The sequence below is a fragment of the Legionella steelei genome, assembly GCF_001468005.1.
Classification (GTDB): Bacteria; Pseudomonadota; Gammaproteobacteria; order Legionellales; family Legionellaceae; genus Legionella; species Legionella steelei.
Window position 1 is genome coordinate 680,007 of the sequence record NZ_LNYY01000021.1, and the last position, 17,059, is coordinate 697,065.

Sequence of the window (17,059 nt, forward strand, 5' to 3'; positions counted from 1 at the left end):
TGGTGGAGGTATCAGAACTTTAACAAGAATGTTACCGGGCCGTCATTGCATAAATGAACCTGCATGTCAGCACCAAAACATCCATTTTGTGTGTTTGGGTATAGTTGAGCTGCTTGCGTCAATAGCTTATCAAACAGTTGTCGACCAAGCTCTGGTGGTGCTGCATTTGAAAAACTAGGACGCAGCCCTTTTTGAGTTTCGGCCATTAAAGTAAATTGTGGCACTAATAATAAACCACCTTGAACCTCTTTAAGGCTTAAATTCATTTTACCTTGGCTGTCACTGAAAATGCGATAGTTGATGCATTTATCTAACATTTTACTGATGTTTTGCTCGGTATCACCAGGTTCAAAACCACAAAGAATCATCAGACCCTGATCGATTTTACCAACAGTTTCACCATCAATATCGACTCGGGCGTGTGTCACCCTTTGAATTACAATCAACATGCATCAAGCCCTTGTTTGGAAATTTCTTTACTTGCATAAATTAGGGCGTCGATTATACCTGATTCTCTATCTGAATGTCCTGCATCACGAACTATTCTTAAATTGGATGCCGGTATGGCCTGATGCAGTTCGAAAGCGCCAGCCAATGGAGAGATTAAATCAAAACGACCATGTACGATATAAGTTGGGATGTGTCTTATTTTATTTACATTAGCCAGCACCTGATTTTCCTCAATGAAAAAATGATTGTTGATATAATGGGATTCCAATGTTGCAAGAGCCAGAGCGAAATGTGGGTCGCTGAATTGATCAATCACATATAAATGAGGGTGCAAACTGCTGCAACGTGCTTCCCATAAGGCCCAAGATTTTGCCGCACTCATACGTGCCAGTTCGTTTGGTCCTTGTAAACAGTTGGCATAATATTTTGGAATTTGATCCAACATATCTTCAGGAACACTACCAATAAATTCATTCCAATAATCAGGGTAAACTAGGTTTGCTCCATGTTTATAAAACCAATCAAAATCCTGTTGTCTTCCTAAAAAAATTTGATGAAGTTGCAGCGCTTTAATTTGTTGTGGGAATTTTTGTGCGTAAAGTAAAGCCAATAAAGAACCCCAACCGCCGCCAGACAATACAAATTCGGATAGCCCTAAGAAATCTCGGATGGCATCAATGTCATCTAGCAATAAACTGGTTGTATTGTCACGCACTTCCAAATGCGGTGTAGAACGCCCACAGCCGCGTTGATCAAAAATGATGATCCTATAGTGTTGTGGATCAAAAAAGCGTCTAAGATAACCATCCCCGGATGAAGCACCAGGGCCTGGATGCAACACTACAACAGGCAGCCCCTCAGGATTTCCTGTTTCTTCAATATAAAGTGTATGCAGGGCACTAACTTTTAATTCATGTTGCGCATAGGGTTTGATTGATGGATAGAGCGAGTGCATTTTAGTCCTTTAGGAAGTTTGGTTTTACCTCATTGCATTATTTTGCGCTGTGACGCGCTTGAAAGCAATAAGTATTCACTTTAACCTGGCAAAAACAAGTTTATACTTTAGTTAGTATAGCTTCTATTTTCTTTTGCTTGCGAGAGACTAGGATCTATTAATAGAATACACCATCTTTTTTTCCTGGAATTTTATTTATGACTCTTGCTGCAATTCTTAAAGGACTGAATGAGCGACAACGCGAAGCAGTTACCTCGCCGCTTGGTAATACGCTGGTTCTGGCTGGAGCAGGGAGCGGCAAAACGAAAGTTTTAGTCAGCCGTATTGCTTGGCTCATTGAAGAAGAGCATCTCTCGCCTCATGGTATTTTAGCCGTAACCTTTACCAACAAAGCTGCTGGTGAAATGAAAGCACGGTTAAATGGTATGTTAAGTACTCCAGTGCTGGGATTATGGGTAGGAACTTTCCATGGGTTGTGCCATCGTTTATTACGTCGACACTATAAAGAGGCTAATTTACCTGAATTATTTCATATTCTGGACTCTGATGATCAGGCTCGTATGATTAAGCGAGTTATTGCTTTATTAAATCTTGATCCAGAGCAATGGCCAGTGAAACAAGCTCAGTCTTTTATTAACGGGCGAAAAGATGAAGGAATACGACCTCAACACGTACACACCTTGCCTTATGGGCCTGGTAAAACGTTGCTCAACATTTATAGTGCGTATGAACAAGCATGTCAGACCGCAGGGGTAATTGATTTTGCGGAGTTGTTGTTGCGAACTCATGAGTTATTGCGCGATAGCCCCGAGATTCTTAATCATTACCGCCAACGATTTCAAGCTATATTAGTCGATGAGTTTCAAGATACTAATACGATTCAGTACGCATGGATACGTCTTCTTGCTGGTGAGCATGCGGCCGTTTTGGCAGTTGGTGATGATGATCAGTCCATTTATGGATGGCGTGGCGCCAAAGTTGAAAACATTCAGCAATTTTCTCAAGATTTTAAAAACACGCAGATTATTCGTTTAGAACAAAACTATCGTTCCACAGCAACCATACTCAATGCTGCAAACGCACTTATTACTCATAATAATTCACGAATGGGAAAAGATTTGTGGACAGATGGGGCAACTGGAGAAAAAATTCTGGTTTACGGTGCGTTTAATGAGTTGGAAGAGGCGCGCTTTGTCTGTGAACGGATTATGATGGAAATTAATCAGGGTGGCAGTGCTGATGAAATTGCTATTTTATATCGCTCCAATGCGCAATCTAGGGTCTTAGAGGAGGCGTTATTGCGCGCAGGAATTGCCTATCGTATTTACGGTGGAGTACGTTTCTTTGATCGGGCGGAAGTAAAAGATGTTTTAGCTTATTTGCGTTTATTGGTTAACCACAACGATGATACAGCTTTTGAGCGGGTAGTGAATTTCCCCACCCGAGGTATTGGTGAAAAGACACTCGACGATTTGCGTCATTATGCAAAATCAGAACAGTGCTCCTTGTGGCATGCTGCTAAAACCTTATTACAATCGGGTGAGATGGCACAAAGGGCTGGTTCTGCGTTATCGAAATTCATTGAATTAATTGAACAGCTTTATCAAAACACCCAATCAATGGAATTAGACGAGCAGTTATCTGTAGTGATTCAGCTGAGTGGATTGCATGCACATTTTAGCAAAATCAAAGGAGATAAATCAGAATCTCGCCTTGATAACATACAAGAATTAATCAATGCCGCAAAACAATTTCGTTATGAACAAGAAGAAGATGAAGAAATTCCTTTAATCAACGCATTTTTAGCACATGCTTCTTTGGAGGCCGGAGAAATGCAGGCGGGAGAACATGAGCGCTACGTCCATTTAATGACCTTACATGCGGCTAAAGGCCTTGAATTCCCCATAGTATTTTTAGTCGGGATGGAAGAAGGGGTGTTTCCAGGAAAGCAGTCTTTGGAAGAGCCTGGGCGTTTAGAAGAAGAGCGTCGTTTATGTTATGTGGGTATGACGCGTGCAATGCGTAAACTGGTTTTATCTTATGCCGAAATAAGACGGCAATATGGGCGAGAAGAATATCATCGGTCTTCGCGCTTTTTAAGAGAGTTGCCTCATGAGTTACTAGATGAAGTCCGTGTCAAAGCAAAATTTCAAGCACCTGTTATCTCTCGAAATAAGCCAGCTGCCATCCCAGAAACTTCCGGATTGTCTTTAGGGCAAAGTGTATCCCACGCGAAGTTTGGTCAGGGTGTGGTATTGGCTGTTGAGGGAAGCGGGGCACATACTCGTGTGCAAGTAAAATTCCGCGAGCACGGTGTTAAATGGCTGGTTTTAGCCTACGCGAATTTAGCTGTTGAGCTGTAATGAACTAGCTTGCAACAAAGTCCTCGTCATCCCTCACGGCATTCGGGATGACGATTTAAGAGCGACTTAGTAGGTGTAGGCTGGGCTGTTAATCCCAGCATCTGCTGAGTTAATTCGACCCTCCAAAATTCTATTATGAAGTCCGATTAACACGTATCTTATCCATGCGGTTTCTATGAAAGAAATACTTCAGCGCATTGTTACATGCTGGGCTTAGCAGCCCAGCCTACGGTTATTTAGCTGTTTTTGTCAACGAATTACCTAACAGGCATGACGTTTTAAAAACGACTTAGTATGGTACTGATGTGGGACTAATAATCAACGCACCCGTAATGTCTCCTGCCAGGAAGCGAAAGGCATTGAGATCGGATGAGACACCGCCAAAGGAAACAGTGAATGGATAATTAACCGTTTCTGTTGTTTGCGTTAATCGCCAAACCGAATTTACTTGCGCATAACTGCGAATGCGGAACGAACTGTCTGGACTTAAAGGAATGATTTTTGCCGCAGTATTACTGCTACCAATACCACTTTGGAACCCAACGACTTGAAATTGATTTTGTTGATTTAGTAGGACATTGAGATAGCCATCTGTAGTACTGCCTTCCTGAATTTGTGTGACCGGAATTAGGAAGTTGGTTTCACCTGGATTACTTGGCGTTGCATCATCTGGGATAAACAACACAGGTAGCCCATTAAGTAATGGCCAGCTATTCAAGTAAGGCGCTTTAGGAAAGCTAATATTCCAATCTGTTCCAGCCTGTGTTGCCGCAATTCCTTGGTATTGAATACTGGAATAACAAGGATTGGCAGGCAGTGGATTATTGTTCGCATCGAGCAAATTGGTACAATTTTCATTACCTACCGCAGCATAGAGCTCATTATAATCATTACTCAACGTCGCCGTATAATTTGTTCCATCAAATGCCAGGTTTGAAAGTATAGCGACTAATGAGCTGATATTATTTTGGTAGAAGGTGTGATAATTACCTACTAAATTAACATACAACTGTGAGAAGAAATTAACCCCATTGATTGCTGTTACTTGAGGATATTGAGTTTCATATTGCGCTAAAATTGATGGGAAATAAACAGTTAATCCAAAAGAATCTGCGCGATCGAAACTATTTTTATAATACAGAACGGCTTGATTTACTGCAGAAACTACAGCTTGTGACGCGGCACTTAAGTTGATATCGGCAGGGAATTGGTTACTGATTCGTTGCGCAAACTCAACAAGATCCACTAAATCAGTGCTACGATTATCCCAAACTGAAGTGGAATAATCCGCCGCTTTAAAACGACTTTTTGCAATTAACTTCCAGTTCGTAGTAGTTGTTGTATAAGGACTAAGAGCAGTAGCAAAATTCGTCATTGCCATGTTCAGATTGGACAATTGACTCGCATCTATTAATGACAAAGTAGTTGCCTCTCCCTCATTTTGCTGAGTATATCCATCAATAATAACTCGCCCAATTTCATTTCCACCCGCATTAGGATATGTATTTAGATAAGATAGAAAAGTATCGTATTGCCAGCCTTTTCCTGGCTCCAAGTCTTCTGAACCAATAAAATAATGCATATTGGAGGCAAAACCAGCCGCTGTTTCGGCACTACCCATCAGACACGCATCAAACCCAATGATTTCAAAAAGATTCCCTGTTGTTGCCCTTACATTATTAATGACAGAGGCTAAATTATTGATGGCTATTGCCTGTGGTGGATTATTTTCATCGCCACCAAATCCGCCGTTAGGTCCACCACCATGGTTCCAAAAAATAGTGATGTATCGTTCTGCCGGGTAATTTGCTATGCCCCATTCTAAAAAATCTTGGATTGTATTCGGCGCTGCCATTGGTACACTGCCTAGGTCTGCTAATTCAAACAGAGAACCAGGGTAAACTATTTGTCGTTTTACAGTTAAATAACCAGGAGAGTTTGCTCCTCCCGTTTGCAATACAACATTAATATTTTCAGTTGAGCCCACTTTTTTCATTTGATCTATGTTGAACGTAGCCAACTGATGCTTACTTTGTAAGTCTGCGCCAATAATGTAAACAAAAACGCTATATTTGGCCTTACTTACTTTTAATTTTATTGGGCTAGTTAAAGGACTACGACCACCATAATTGATACTTAAACGACGATTTATATTGCCAGTAGCGTTTTGGATCGTGACGCTAATTTCACAACTACCATTGGGAGGTAAACTATTGCCACATGTTGTAGTTGATTGAGTGACGGATGAGGATTGCGTGTCTCCATCATTAATTATTTGAATACTGCGAATAGGTAAACTACGTCGAACTACATTATTATGAATCACATAGTTTAATGTCTGTTGCTGACCAATCGCAATATTATTAATTGTTGGGACGGAAGTAAATGAAACAGGAAGTTCAGCCCAACTCGCAGTAGAATAAAGTAATAGTAAACTTATAGGACTATAAATTCGCATCATGCACCTTTATATGAAATTAAGTTAAATTAAATAATGGATTCCCATCAACAAGGCATGGGATTCAATAGAGAAAGTCGGTGCACTAAGCGTAACTGCCTCACCGTTTAAAATACCCTCATTACTGGCGGTTATATGTCCGTAATCGGTATAAAGGTAACCTAATGAAAAAGACAGATGCTCCGTATAATGATAGTTAATACCAGTCCCCACATTAGCAACAAAATGCGAGGTATTTTTTTTGGGTAAAGATAAGCCACCGCCCAAATCTTCTTCATTAGGAAAATCGTGATAGCGTAAGCGTGACCACCCTTCGCCAATTCCTCCTATGAGGTACAATGAAACTTGCTTATAAGTTAGAACATCCAACGACAACTGGGCCAAAAGCCGTGTATTTTCAAAATAAACTTGATATTGGTAATTATCTAGGTTGGTTTGTTCAAATTGATCAACATTCCCATCTGTAATGTTGTCTAGAAATCCACTGTAACGAACTGCCAGTCCAACTGCTAAGGTATTAAACCAAACGGCATCATTAACCAACAAGGGTCGCTTATAATAAACCCCAAAGCCTAGCTCACCAGTAGTATTCGCATGTCCACGACTTAAATTATCTGTTTCAATATCTGTAGGTGAGATAGTTGTCTGAGGAACATGAAACCAGCTAGGCCCACCTTCCAATACTACTTCAATGCCTGCTTGTGTATTACTGATACCTGTGCATGCTAAAAGACATGCTAAAATCGTTTTCTTATGAAATCTATACTGCCTATCCATGTTCGTCCCTGGAGCTCCGTAAATAAAAAAACAACACTTTATTCCATTTCTTTGAAAATTAATACTTTTTTATAGCTTCAAGATGCTACATGTCGTTCGGGATGTGCGAATGGCGGATTTTTTACTGAGTCATTTCTATATGAAATGCTGGATGAAACTCAAGTTAAACTAGAGTATAATTCCTGAGCTCAACTACTACATCCTGGTTGTAGTAAATCCATTATGAATCAGGCAGTTTCTTTTGATATGAAAATTAATGTGATAATACCCTAACTATTGAATTTTCTTGATGTGGATGCTAGGGTGCCGGTTGGAAAGTTGTTGGTATATGATAACTATTAAATAAGGGGAATTGTGTGAAATTTACAAATTTATTAACAGTAGGAGCGCTGGCAGCATCTTTAGTATCACCTGCACTTATGGCAGCAGATACCAATACAACTCCTATGTCTGATGCACAAAAAAAAGAAATTGAAAAAGTGGTGCATGACTATTTAGTAGCTAATCCAGAGGTACTTTTGGAAGCGTCACAAGCACTGCAACAAAAACAACAACAAAATATGCAACAGCAAGCACAATCTGCAATTAAAGAAAATACAGATCAATTGTTCCTAGGGAAAACTACCATTGCAGGGAATCCAAAAGGTAATGTGACTATCGTAGAATTCTTTGATTATCAATGTATCCATTGCAAAAAAATGTCACCAATTATTGACAGTTTGATTAAGAAAGACAGTGACTTACGCGTTGTTTATAAAGAGTTCCCAATTTTTGGTAAGAGTTCTGAGTTAGCATCAAGAGCTGCTTTGGCTGCTGGTATGCAAGGTAAATACAAAGAAATGCATAATGCATTGATTTCTATTGATAAACGCTTAAACGATCAAATCGTTATGGCTACTGCCAAGTCTTTAGGTTTAGATATGAAAAAACTAAAGACTGATATGCAAAGCAAAGAAGTTACTGCTATTTTAGATGCAAACCGTGAATTAGCAGAAAAACTACACTTGATGGGTACACCTGCGTTTATTGTTGCTTCAACGCCAAATGGACAATTTAAAGCAGGCACTGAGCCATCATTTATACCTGGTGCTGCGAGTGAAGAGTCACTGCAAGAGTTAATTAAGAAAGCAGCAGGTAATTCGTAAGTCATCATAGTATGTAAAAAAGAACCTGGGTGAAGCGAAGCGGAGCCCAGGTTATGCGTGGTACAAATTTCCCGGGTTCCACTTCGCTTCACCCTGGCTACATTGAGATTTTCATGACAAAACCATCTACTTTTCAGGACATTATTCTCACTTTGCAGCAATATTGGGCTGCTCAAGGATGTGTAATTTTACAACCTTTTGATATGGAAGTTGGTGCGGGTACTTTTCATCCGGCTACTTTCTTAAGGGCAATAGGACCTGAGCCATGGTCGGCTGCTTATGTACAGCCATCTCGAAGACCGACTGATGGTCGTTATGGAGACAACCCTAATCGGGTACAACATTATTATCAATTTCAAGTGGTACTTAAGCCATCTCCTTTAGACATACAAGATAAATATCTGGATTCGTTACGTGCTCTAGGTGTTGATCCTTTGGCTGATGACATTCGTTTTGTTGAGGACAACTGGGAATCACCAACTTTAGGTGCTTGGGGTCTCGGTTGGGAAGTCTGGCAAAACGGTATGGAGGTATCTCAGTTTACTTATTTCCAGCAAGCAGGTGGTTTGGCATGTAAGCCAGTAACTGGTGAGTTGACTTACGGTTTAGAGCGTTTGGCTATGTATATATTGGGAGTCGATAATTTATTCGATCTTCCCTGGAGTAATACAGCAAATGGTGTAATCACTTATGGGAATGTGTTTCATCAAAATGAAGTAGAGATGTCTGCTTATAATTTCGAACATGCTAATGTCGAGGAATTATTTAAGCAGTTTGATTATTATGAGGCTGAGGCACAAAAATTAATTGCGTTACAATTACCATTACCAGCTTATGAAATGGTAATCAAAGCATCGCATTCATTTAATTTACTTGATGCACGTAAAGCGATCTCCGTGACTGAAAGACAGCGATATATTTTACGCGTACGACATTTATCAAGAGCAGTAGCGCAAGCATATTATCAAGTGCGCGAAGCTTTAGGCTTCCCTATGCTTAACCAAAAGGTGTGTGATGGTCAATGATTTTATTTTTGAATTAGGTTGTGAAGAGTTACCTTCTGGTTCGGTTTGGCCTCTAGCTGATGAGTTTGCGAATCAATTATTAGCTGCATTAGATAAAGCACAATTAGGGTATGGAGCTGTAAAGCGTTTTGCATCACCGAGACGTATCGCGGTCGCTATTTTTGATTTGCAAGCAGAACAAAAAAGCCAAAGCGTGACACGCCGAGGTCCTGCATTCGCTGCAGCATATGACAAGGAAGGCAAGCCTACTCCGGCGTTACTTGGCTTTGCGAAATCATGTGGTGTGGACGTAGAGAAACTTTCACGAATCGAAACAGACAAAGGCGATTGGATTGTCTATGAAACACTAAGCCAGGGTAATAAAACAAAAGATTTATTACCTGCATTAATTAGCCAATCTCTAGCTGCGTTGCCGATTGCTAAGCCCATGCGTTGGGGAGCAGGGGACGAGGAGTTTGCTCGACCTGTTCATTGGGCGGTGATGCTTTACGGTGATATCGTAATTGAGCATTCTATTTTGGGAATCAACAGTGCTCGCAACAGTAGAGGGCACCGTTTTCACCATCCACAATCTATTGTAATTAATTCGGCACAAAGCTATGAGTCACAAATGAGAGAAGCCTTTGTTATTGCTGATTTTGCCATCAGAAAACAAATGATTAAACAACAGGTAGAAGACTTGGCTGCGTCCATTCAAGCGACAGCAATTATGCCTGTAGATTTGCTTGACGAAGTTACTTCAATTGTTGAATGGCCTCAGGCTTTAATGGCGAATTTTGAAAAAGAGTTCCTTGAGGTTCCAGCCGAATCATTAATTGCTTCGATGCAATCACATCAAAAATGCTTTGCACTGAAGGATAAGCAAGGGAAGTTACTGCCCCATTTTATCACCGTTTCTAATATTGCCAGTTCTAATCCCAAGCAAGTTATTTTAGGAAATGAAAAAGTGATGCGTGCTCGTTTAAGTGATGCTGCATTCTTTTTTAGACAGGATAAAAAGCTGCCTTTAAGTCAGCATATTGCAGGCACAGAACAAGTAGTTTTCCAAGCAAAATTGGGAAGCTTACAGGATAAAGCATTACGAGTTGAAGCGTTGATGACGTATTTAAGTCCAGCGCTGCATTTAAATATAAACCAGGCTCAACGTGCCGCACAGTTAAGCAAGTGCGATTTGTTGACAGGAATGGTTGGTGAGTTTCCTGAGTTGCAGGGGTTAATGGGATATTATTACGCACTGAACGATGGGGAAGAACCAACTGTTGCACATGCTTTAAATGAGCAATACATGCCACGTTTTGCTGCAGATGATCTGCCTGAATCTGATTTAGGGCTGGCCTTATCTTTAGCCGACAGAATTGATACTTTGGTTGGTATTTTTGCCATAGGCCAAAAACCTTCTGGGGTAAAAGATCCATTTAAATTGCGTCGTCATGCTTTGGCTGTAGTGCGTCTATTGATTGCAACGCCAGCTCAGCTCAATTTAAGTACATTGATTGAGCAAGCAATTGTTCACTATGGAGCACGAATATCTGTTGAACCCCATTTACTGGATGAATTGAAAACTTTTATTCTGGAGCGTTTACAATCTTATTATCAAGGCCAAGGCTTAAGTGTCGATTTGGTTCATGCCGTACGAGCACGTCAAGATGACTGGTTGTATGATTTAGACAAGCGTTTGGCTGCCTTACAGTTATTTGTTAAACTGCCGGAAGCCTCTTCGCTTTCTGCTGCGTGCAAACGGGTGAACAATTTGCTTTCTCAAGCAGGAAGACACTCTTTGTCGTCGGTCAATGAACAACTTCTTGAAGAAGGCCCGGAGAAGTTTTTATATGTCCACATCAATCAAATTGCGCAAGCAGTAGAACCTCTATACCGTTCTGCTGACTATGGAGCGCTGCTGAAATTACTTGCTAGTCTTAAGGAACCAGTAGATCTTTTCTTTGATAAAGTCATGGTAATGGTTGAGGATCAAACAATAAAAGCCAACCGCTTAGCTCTTCTGGCGTCTTTACAGGATTTATTGCAAGGAGTTGCTGATATTTCATTGTTACAGATTGGATAATGGATTTTTTGTAGCCTGGGTGTAGCGTAGCGGAACCCGTTTCTGGATTAAAAATAAAATTTCCTAATCCTGGGTTCCGCTTCGCTGCACCCAGGCTACAAAACTAATTTAGGCTGTAACTTACTGTCATTCCTGTACAGGCGGGAATCCATTATAAATCTTGTTGGCTATCAATATGATCACTATTTCAGCTGTAGGCTACGAACATGAAGCCTTGCACGATAAGGCAAAAGCTTTAGCAGAAGAATTGAATTTTGCTTTAGATAAAGATGCTGGTCTTTGCCTTTTTGTCGCTGAAGAAAGACTGTCCTTGAAAATACCTGGTTTTTCTCCCATCTTTGCTGAATTCGGTGCCGCTTTTTGGAGTAAAAGAAAATCTGAAGGAAAAAAGCAAGGGTTAGTACGTGCCTGTAAACCGTCTGCTGGGCTTAAGATTATTGATGCAACTGCTGGTTGGGGGCGTGATTCTGCTGTTTTGGCCAGCTTTGGCGCTGAGGTATTGATGCTTGAACGCCATCCAGTGATGGCATCCCTATTATTAGATGCTTTATTACATAGAAGTGAGTTAGACCAACAACAATTGAATTTGCAGTTTCATGCGGAAGATGCCTATTCTTATTTAAATTCATTAGATGCAGCGAACTATCCCGACGTTATTTATATTGATCCTATGCATCCTGAGCGCAATAAATCGGCATTAGTAAAAAAGGAAATGCAAGCGTTACAACAAATAATTGGCCCAGATGACGATGCACTAAGGTTAATTCAATTGGCGATAAATCGTACGAAACAAAAAGTGGTTGTAAAATGGCCGCAAAAAACAAAACCTTTATTGCCTGCAAACGCCACTGTAGAAGGTAAAACGGTTCGCTTTGATATTTATGTTCCAAATATCTAGGATAGATTAACTAACGTAGCCTGGGTGCAGCGCAGCGGAACCCGGGATTAAGGGATTCATTCATATTTAGAAAACCCGGGTTTTGCTGCGCCGCACCCAGGCTACGACTGGCCAAAGCCTACAATTTTAAGCGTAGTCCTCAAGCTCTTCTCGTAGACGTTTTTCTTCAAACAAATCTTCTATTTTTCGTCTTCTTTCTAATTTGGTCGAAGGATTTGTTTCTGGAGCCAAGACTGTATCGACGCCAAACTCTTCCATTTCGTTTACATCTTCATCAAATTCGCGAGTATTCATAGCTATCTCCTTAGCCTAACCCGTGGCGAATTTAATAAAATAACAGAAATTAGGTTGAAGGAGTAGTGGAATTTTTTGAGCACTGCATAGAGGGGCTATAAAAAAAAGCAAATATCTGGTTTGAATTTTAAGAAAAATAAAAACCAGACTGGTATTTTAATTAAGTCTAAGAGAGACGATTTTTTACTTGAGTATCATAGGTGTCTTCTTGGGCTCTATCAACTGCCGCTTGTCCTGCTTTAGTCCTTATTGCATCCCTAGTGTCATTTATTTGTTTACGATAGTCCTGAGCAAGTTCAGGCGAAGGTTTTTTTGCAGGTTCCTCCACTATTGCTTTAAGTTTTTCACGACGTTTTGCAGCATCCTCATGAAGTATTCTCAGCTCATTAGGGGTGAAGAGCGTTGCGGGATCAATCTCTTTACCTGCTCCATCTTTTAGAACAATGCCTTTAAGTGGTTTTTCTTTTCCTTCTTGTCCTGCAAGTGGGGCTGGATCAAAACCACATTCAAGAGCTGCTTCATAGGCTTGTCTGGCTCTTTGTTTTTGAGTTGCAGGATCATCAAAATTAATGGTCATTGTGATTGAGTCAAATCCTGATGCTCTCACTGCCTGAGCCATCGTTAGCATCTCTGTCTTGGGATTTTGCTTATTACTAAAATAGTAAAATGGAGAAAGTATTCGCGCACTCAGTTGAACAGTCCAAACACCTGGTTCGCCATCTTTACCCTTACTGTGCTGTATCTTGGCTCCAGTCGCAGAAACGATAAAATTCAAGTCTTCTGGATTTACAGCAGATATCTGATTTTCGCCAACATTTATCTCCGCACCTGTAAGCTGGTCACCCGGAGCCAGGCCTCTTTTTTTACGATTTTCTTCTCTTGCCCGCTCCAGTTCATCGATCATTTCTTGTTTTTGTCTCGAACTGAGTTGCCCTGCCCAGCCTTCTAGTTGGGCTGTGAAGATGAGGCGTTTTCGTTCAAGTGCGGAAGCCTTATCGAGTATCGTTACGTTTTCTTGAGCAGATTTATTAAATTCTGCAAGTTGGTCTTTATGGTTTTTTTCTAAATCGGCGATTAAATTATTTTTTATTGCAGCGAGATCAGTATTACCTGAAAGAGTTCCAATTTTCTGTGCTAAATCATCAGCCTTAGCTTTTAATGCTTCTAGTTCCGTTTTTTGTTGTGCTAGTAAGGCATCTCTAGCTCTCTTATTAATTACCTCATGCATTCCTCGCAGTGACTCTATGGAGACGTCAGGAACTTCCTTAATTCGTTGTTGGAAGGCTTCTATTGATTCTTTATAAGTTTTTTGAGCAGCAGTATAAAATGCTTGGGGAGTTAATATTCCTTTAAGCTCATCTTTGATTGCTTTTTTATTCGGATCGGGAGTATCCTCTTTGAGTAACTTCTCTAGAGTGTCCTCTTTATTTGAGCCAATTGGCGTTTTAAAACCCGCATGATCTTTAATGCGCTTCTCGGCATGGGTATCAAACGCTTGAGCTCCAAACTTAAGGTCTTGAGTTAACCCAACGGAGTCACGATATTGTTGATACATCGCTTCTTGTTTTTCAGGCTTAAATTGGCCTGTTAATTTTTGAGAAGTGAGTAAATTAAAAAACGCTTGTCTAAATGAAGGCATAGATAAGTACCTCAGGAGCCATCTTTTCTAAAAGTATAACACTTTTTCATTAAGATAGAATTAAAAGCCCTAAATAGCCAGGAATTGTCAATCATTTTATTCCATTATGAGCTTTGCGACCCGGATTAGAATTGTAGCCTGGGTGAAGGTGTAAGCCGTAACCCGGGATCCGCTGCGCTTCACCCAGGCTACAAAACACACACTCTTAAAAGTTTACCAGGCGGGGATAGCTGAATCGCCAAATAAAGTTTTAGCTTTTTCTTTAACTTCTTCAGAGTTTAATGCTTTCACAAATAGTTCTAATTGTGCTTTTTTGGGGGAGTCGCTACGAATCACTATAATGTTAGCATAGGGTGAGGTCTTATCTTCAGTAAATATAGCATCATGTGCAGGACTTAAACCTGCTGGCAAAGCAAAAGTTGTATTGATTATTGCGGCATCCACGTCAGGCAAAACTCTTGGTAGTTGTGCTGCATCCATTTCTTTGAATTGTAGATCATGTGGATTGGTCGCAATATCTTTTAAGCCAGTCGTATCCTGGTCCGTTTTTAATGTAATAAGTTGTGCTTTTTCTAATAATTGCAGGGCACGCATTTCATTGCTTGGATCATTCGGTAGGGCAATGACTGCTTTTTCAGGTAATTGCTTTAATGAGGTATGTTTTTTGGAGTAAATTCCCATAGGATAAACAAATGTTCTGCCTATAGGCTCTAGAGTGTAGCCATGTGCCTTAACTGCTGCGTTAAGATAGGGTAAATGTTGGTAGACATTCGCATCTAAACTCCCATCCTGTAATGCTTCATTAGGTAAGTTATAGTCATTAAACGTTACAATTTTTATGTCTAAATCGTATTTGTCCTTGGCTATTTTTTTTGCTGTCTCAACCAATTCAGTTTCTGGCCCAGCAATGGTTCCTATGACTAAAGTATTGGGTGAGGGTTTGTTGCATGCAACAAGACTCAATAATAAAACACAATAAGCTAAAATCCGCATGAAAACTCCAAATCAGTTATGTAAAAAACGTTTTGCTAAATGATCGCCGAGCATTTGGGTCAGTTGAACCATCACAATCAAAATGATTACCGTTGAAATCATAATTCCAGCATCAAAACGTTGATAACCATAGTTAATTGCTAAAGTACCCAAACCACCAGCACCAACGGTTCCTGCCATAGCAGAATAATTGACTAAAGTAATGGCTGTAACCGTAATAGCATGGATTAAAGCAGGTTTTGCTTCGGGTAATAAAATATGCAAAATAATTTGTCTCGTGTTAGCCCCCATCGCATAACCAGTTTCGATGAGGCCTGACGGTAAACTACGATAGACATTATCTACCAATCGCGCAAAAAAGGGTGTAGCACCTAGAGTAAGCGGTACTATAGCGGCATTCATTCCTATGGAAGTGCCTACTATAAGGCGGGTAAACGGAATAATTGCTACCAATAAAATAATGAATGGTATGGAGCGTGCCATATTAATAAAAGCGGATAATGTTTTGTACACTTTAGGCTTAGGTTTAATTTGGCTTGAAGAATAAAGCCAAGTTCCTAAAGGTAAACCGAGTATCACTGCAAATACAGTACTCGTGACGACCATATACAATGTTTCGCTTGTCGCGAGTAATAAATCATATGCCATCGGGAAGGACATAACCTAAAACCTCCACAGTTAATTTGGCTTGTTCACAACGCTCAATGAATGCCTCGAGCAAAAATTGATGTGCGGTTAATTCAACCACTAATACACCGCAGGTTACTGTATCATAACGGTCTATATTAGCGAGTAAGATGTTAATATCCAGATTTAATTCACGGCTTGTTTGACTGATAAAAGGTACGGTTGCCTCTTCGCCCTGGAAAAACAGGCGGAGTAACGGCTTATCCGTCACGTAGTTTGCAAGCCTGTTAGTAAGGCATTCAGGTAATTGGGGACTCAGTTGAGCATAGAGCATGCTGCGAGCCAAGCTGTCTTTTTTATTAAATACATTAGCTAAGGCAGCTGTTTCAGCCAATTCGCCATCAACCATTACTGCCAATCGGTTACAAATACGCTTTACTACATCCATTTCATGAGTAATAAGGACTATGGTGATTCCATAAAGCGCATTAATTTTTTTGAGTAATGCCAAAATAGAATCTGTTGTTCCTGGATCCAATGCAGAAGTTGCCTCATCGCAAAGCAGAATTTTAGGTGAGCAGCTTAAGGCACGAGCTATCGCTACTCTTTGTTTCTGGCCACCACTGAGTTGTGCGGGATAGGCTAGTTTTTTATCAGTCAGTTCGACTATTGGCAGTAGCTCTTCAATTTTATTACGAATAGATTGCTCATCTATTCCTTGAATTCGCATCGGAAGTGCAATGTTGTCGTATACATTTTTTGAGTTGAGCAAGTTGAATTGTTGAAAAATCATTGCCATTTTATGACGAGCTAAAGCCAAATCTTTTCTTGAAAGAGTTGTTAAATCTTGTCCATCAACCAAAACATCACCTTTATCAGGTCGTTCTAGAAGATTTATGCATCTTAATAGGGTGGACTTTCCTGCGCCACTTTTACCAATAATTCCAAAAATTTCACCTTCTTGGATAAATAAATTAATATCACGCAGGACGGGTTTGCCCGAAAAGGATTTAGATAATCCAGTTAATTCAATCATTATTTATAAGCCTGAGATTATGCGTGCGGGCAGAAGACTTAGAGGAAATGCAATTCATATCCGCTTTAGCCGTATTTTCAAAAAAGAAAGCTTTTTTGAGCGTCCGCAAGCTGAATTTCAAATCGACGCCATTGCAATATTATACACAAATTGTTTACTTAAACAAAGCATAACCATGCTAATTTTGATGGTATTTTGTGAGGAAACATGCAATTTTCTATCAATGGTGGGGCCAAATGATTTTTGTTTTTCCTGAAAGTCACATTGAAATGTTGTTTATGAATTTATTGCATTGTAATATGTTTGTCTTTAATAAACATTTACTTACTGCACCATT

At 40.1% G+C, this 17,059-nt stretch carries 14 protein-coding genes; 5 read left to right on the top strand and 9 right to left on the bottom strand.

All coding sequences use genetic code 11. From position 1 onward, the window contains the following. Positions 1–11: 11 nt before the first annotated feature. On the bottom strand, positions 12–449 hold the full coding sequence (gene dtd, locus Lste_RS17575) for a D-aminoacyl-tRNA deacylase (RefSeq protein ID WP_058512275.1): 438 nt from the start codon (positions 447–449) through the stop codon (positions 12–14). Continuing rightward, on the bottom strand, positions 443–1,405 hold the full coding sequence (pip, locus tag Lste_RS17580; protein ID WP_058512276.1) for a prolyl aminopeptidase: 963 nt from the start codon (positions 1,403–1,405) through the stop codon (positions 443–445). The genes dtd and pip overlap by 7 nt, the downstream gene beginning before the upstream one ends. A 197-nt stretch (positions 1,406–1,602) precedes the next feature. Here pip and uvrD point away from each other — a divergent pair, with 197 nt between their 5' ends. Continuing rightward, complete coding sequence (uvrD, locus tag Lste_RS17585; RefSeq protein ID WP_058512277.1) at positions 1,603–3,768, top strand: DNA helicase II; 2,166 nt, start codon at positions 1,603–1,605, stop codon at positions 3,766–3,768. A gap of 289 nt (positions 3,769–4,057) precedes the next feature. On the opposite strand, the gene Lste_RS17590 is transcribed toward uvrD, so the two are convergent. Next, complete coding sequence (locus Lste_RS17590; RefSeq protein WP_083504011.1) at positions 4,058–6,229, bottom strand: clostripain-related cysteine peptidase; 2,172 nt, start codon at positions 6,227–6,229, stop codon at positions 4,058–4,060. Positions 6,230–6,250: 21 nt separating this feature from the next. Next, complete coding sequence (locus Lste_RS17595) at positions 6,251–7,003, bottom strand: outer membrane protein (protein ID WP_058512279.1); 753 nt, start codon at positions 7,001–7,003, stop codon at positions 6,251–6,253. A 356-nt stretch (positions 7,004–7,359) separates the two neighbouring features. On the opposite strand from Lste_RS17595, the gene Lste_RS17600 reads away from it, so the two are divergent. The 4 genes from Lste_RS17600 (at position 7,360) to Lste_RS17615 (ending at position 12,133) form a co-directional block, all read left to right on the top strand. After that, positions 7,360–8,148 (top strand): DsbA family protein, encoded by a 789-nt coding sequence (locus tag Lste_RS17600; RefSeq protein WP_058512280.1) that lies wholly within the window; start codon positions 7,360–7,362, stop codon positions 8,146–8,148. A 113-nt stretch (positions 8,149–8,261) separates the two neighbouring features. Continuing rightward, positions 8,262–9,173: a glycine--tRNA ligase subunit alpha gene (glyQ, locus tag Lste_RS17605; protein ID WP_058512281.1), complete on the top strand. Its 912-nt coding sequence runs from the start codon at positions 8,262–8,264 to the stop codon at positions 9,171–9,173. Then, positions 9,163–11,235 carry a glycine--tRNA ligase subunit beta gene (gene glyS / locus Lste_RS17610; protein ID WP_058512282.1) on the top strand — a complete coding sequence of 691 codons (2,073 nt, stop codon included), beginning with the start codon at positions 9,163–9,165 and terminating at the stop codon, positions 11,233–11,235. Before glyQ ends, glyS begins: the two co-directional genes overlap by 11 nt. 175 nt (positions 11,236–11,410) lie before the next feature. Continuing rightward, entirely contained in the window at positions 11,411–12,133 is a 723-nt protein-coding gene (locus tag Lste_RS17615) for a class I SAM-dependent methyltransferase (protein ID WP_058512283.1), read from the top strand. 126 nt (positions 12,134–12,259) lie between these two features. Here the strand turns inward: Lste_RS17615 and Lste_RS19450 are convergent, their stop codons facing one another. From Lste_RS19450 to Lste_RS17635, 5 genes are all read right to left on the bottom strand, one after another. Beyond that, a complete protein-coding gene (locus Lste_RS19450) occupies positions 12,260–12,427 on the bottom strand; it encodes a PA3496 family putative envelope integrity protein (RefSeq protein ID WP_193393442.1) in 168 nt (55 codons plus the stop codon). A 166-nt stretch (positions 12,428–12,593) separates the two neighbouring features. Next, positions 12,594–14,066 carry a hypothetical protein gene (locus Lste_RS17620; protein ID WP_058512284.1) on the bottom strand — a complete coding sequence of 491 codons (1,473 nt, stop codon included), beginning with the start codon at positions 14,064–14,066 and terminating at the stop codon, positions 12,594–12,596. A gap of 213 nt (positions 14,067–14,279) precedes the next feature. Beyond that, positions 14,280–15,059, bottom strand: a complete 780-nt coding sequence (locus Lste_RS17625) for a MetQ/NlpA family ABC transporter substrate-binding protein (protein WP_068311011.1) — start codon at positions 15,057–15,059, stop codon at positions 14,280–14,282. 12 nt (positions 15,060–15,071) lie between these two features. Continuing rightward, positions 15,072–15,719 (bottom strand): methionine ABC transporter permease, encoded by a 648-nt coding sequence (locus tag Lste_RS17630; protein WP_058512285.1) that lies wholly within the window; start codon positions 15,717–15,719, stop codon positions 15,072–15,074. Next, entirely contained in the window at positions 15,697–16,722 is a 1,026-nt protein-coding gene (locus Lste_RS17635) for a methionine ABC transporter ATP-binding protein (RefSeq protein WP_058512286.1), read from the bottom strand. Before Lste_RS17635 ends, Lste_RS17630 begins: the two co-directional genes overlap by 23 nt. Positions 16,723–17,059 lie beyond the last annotated feature (337 nt).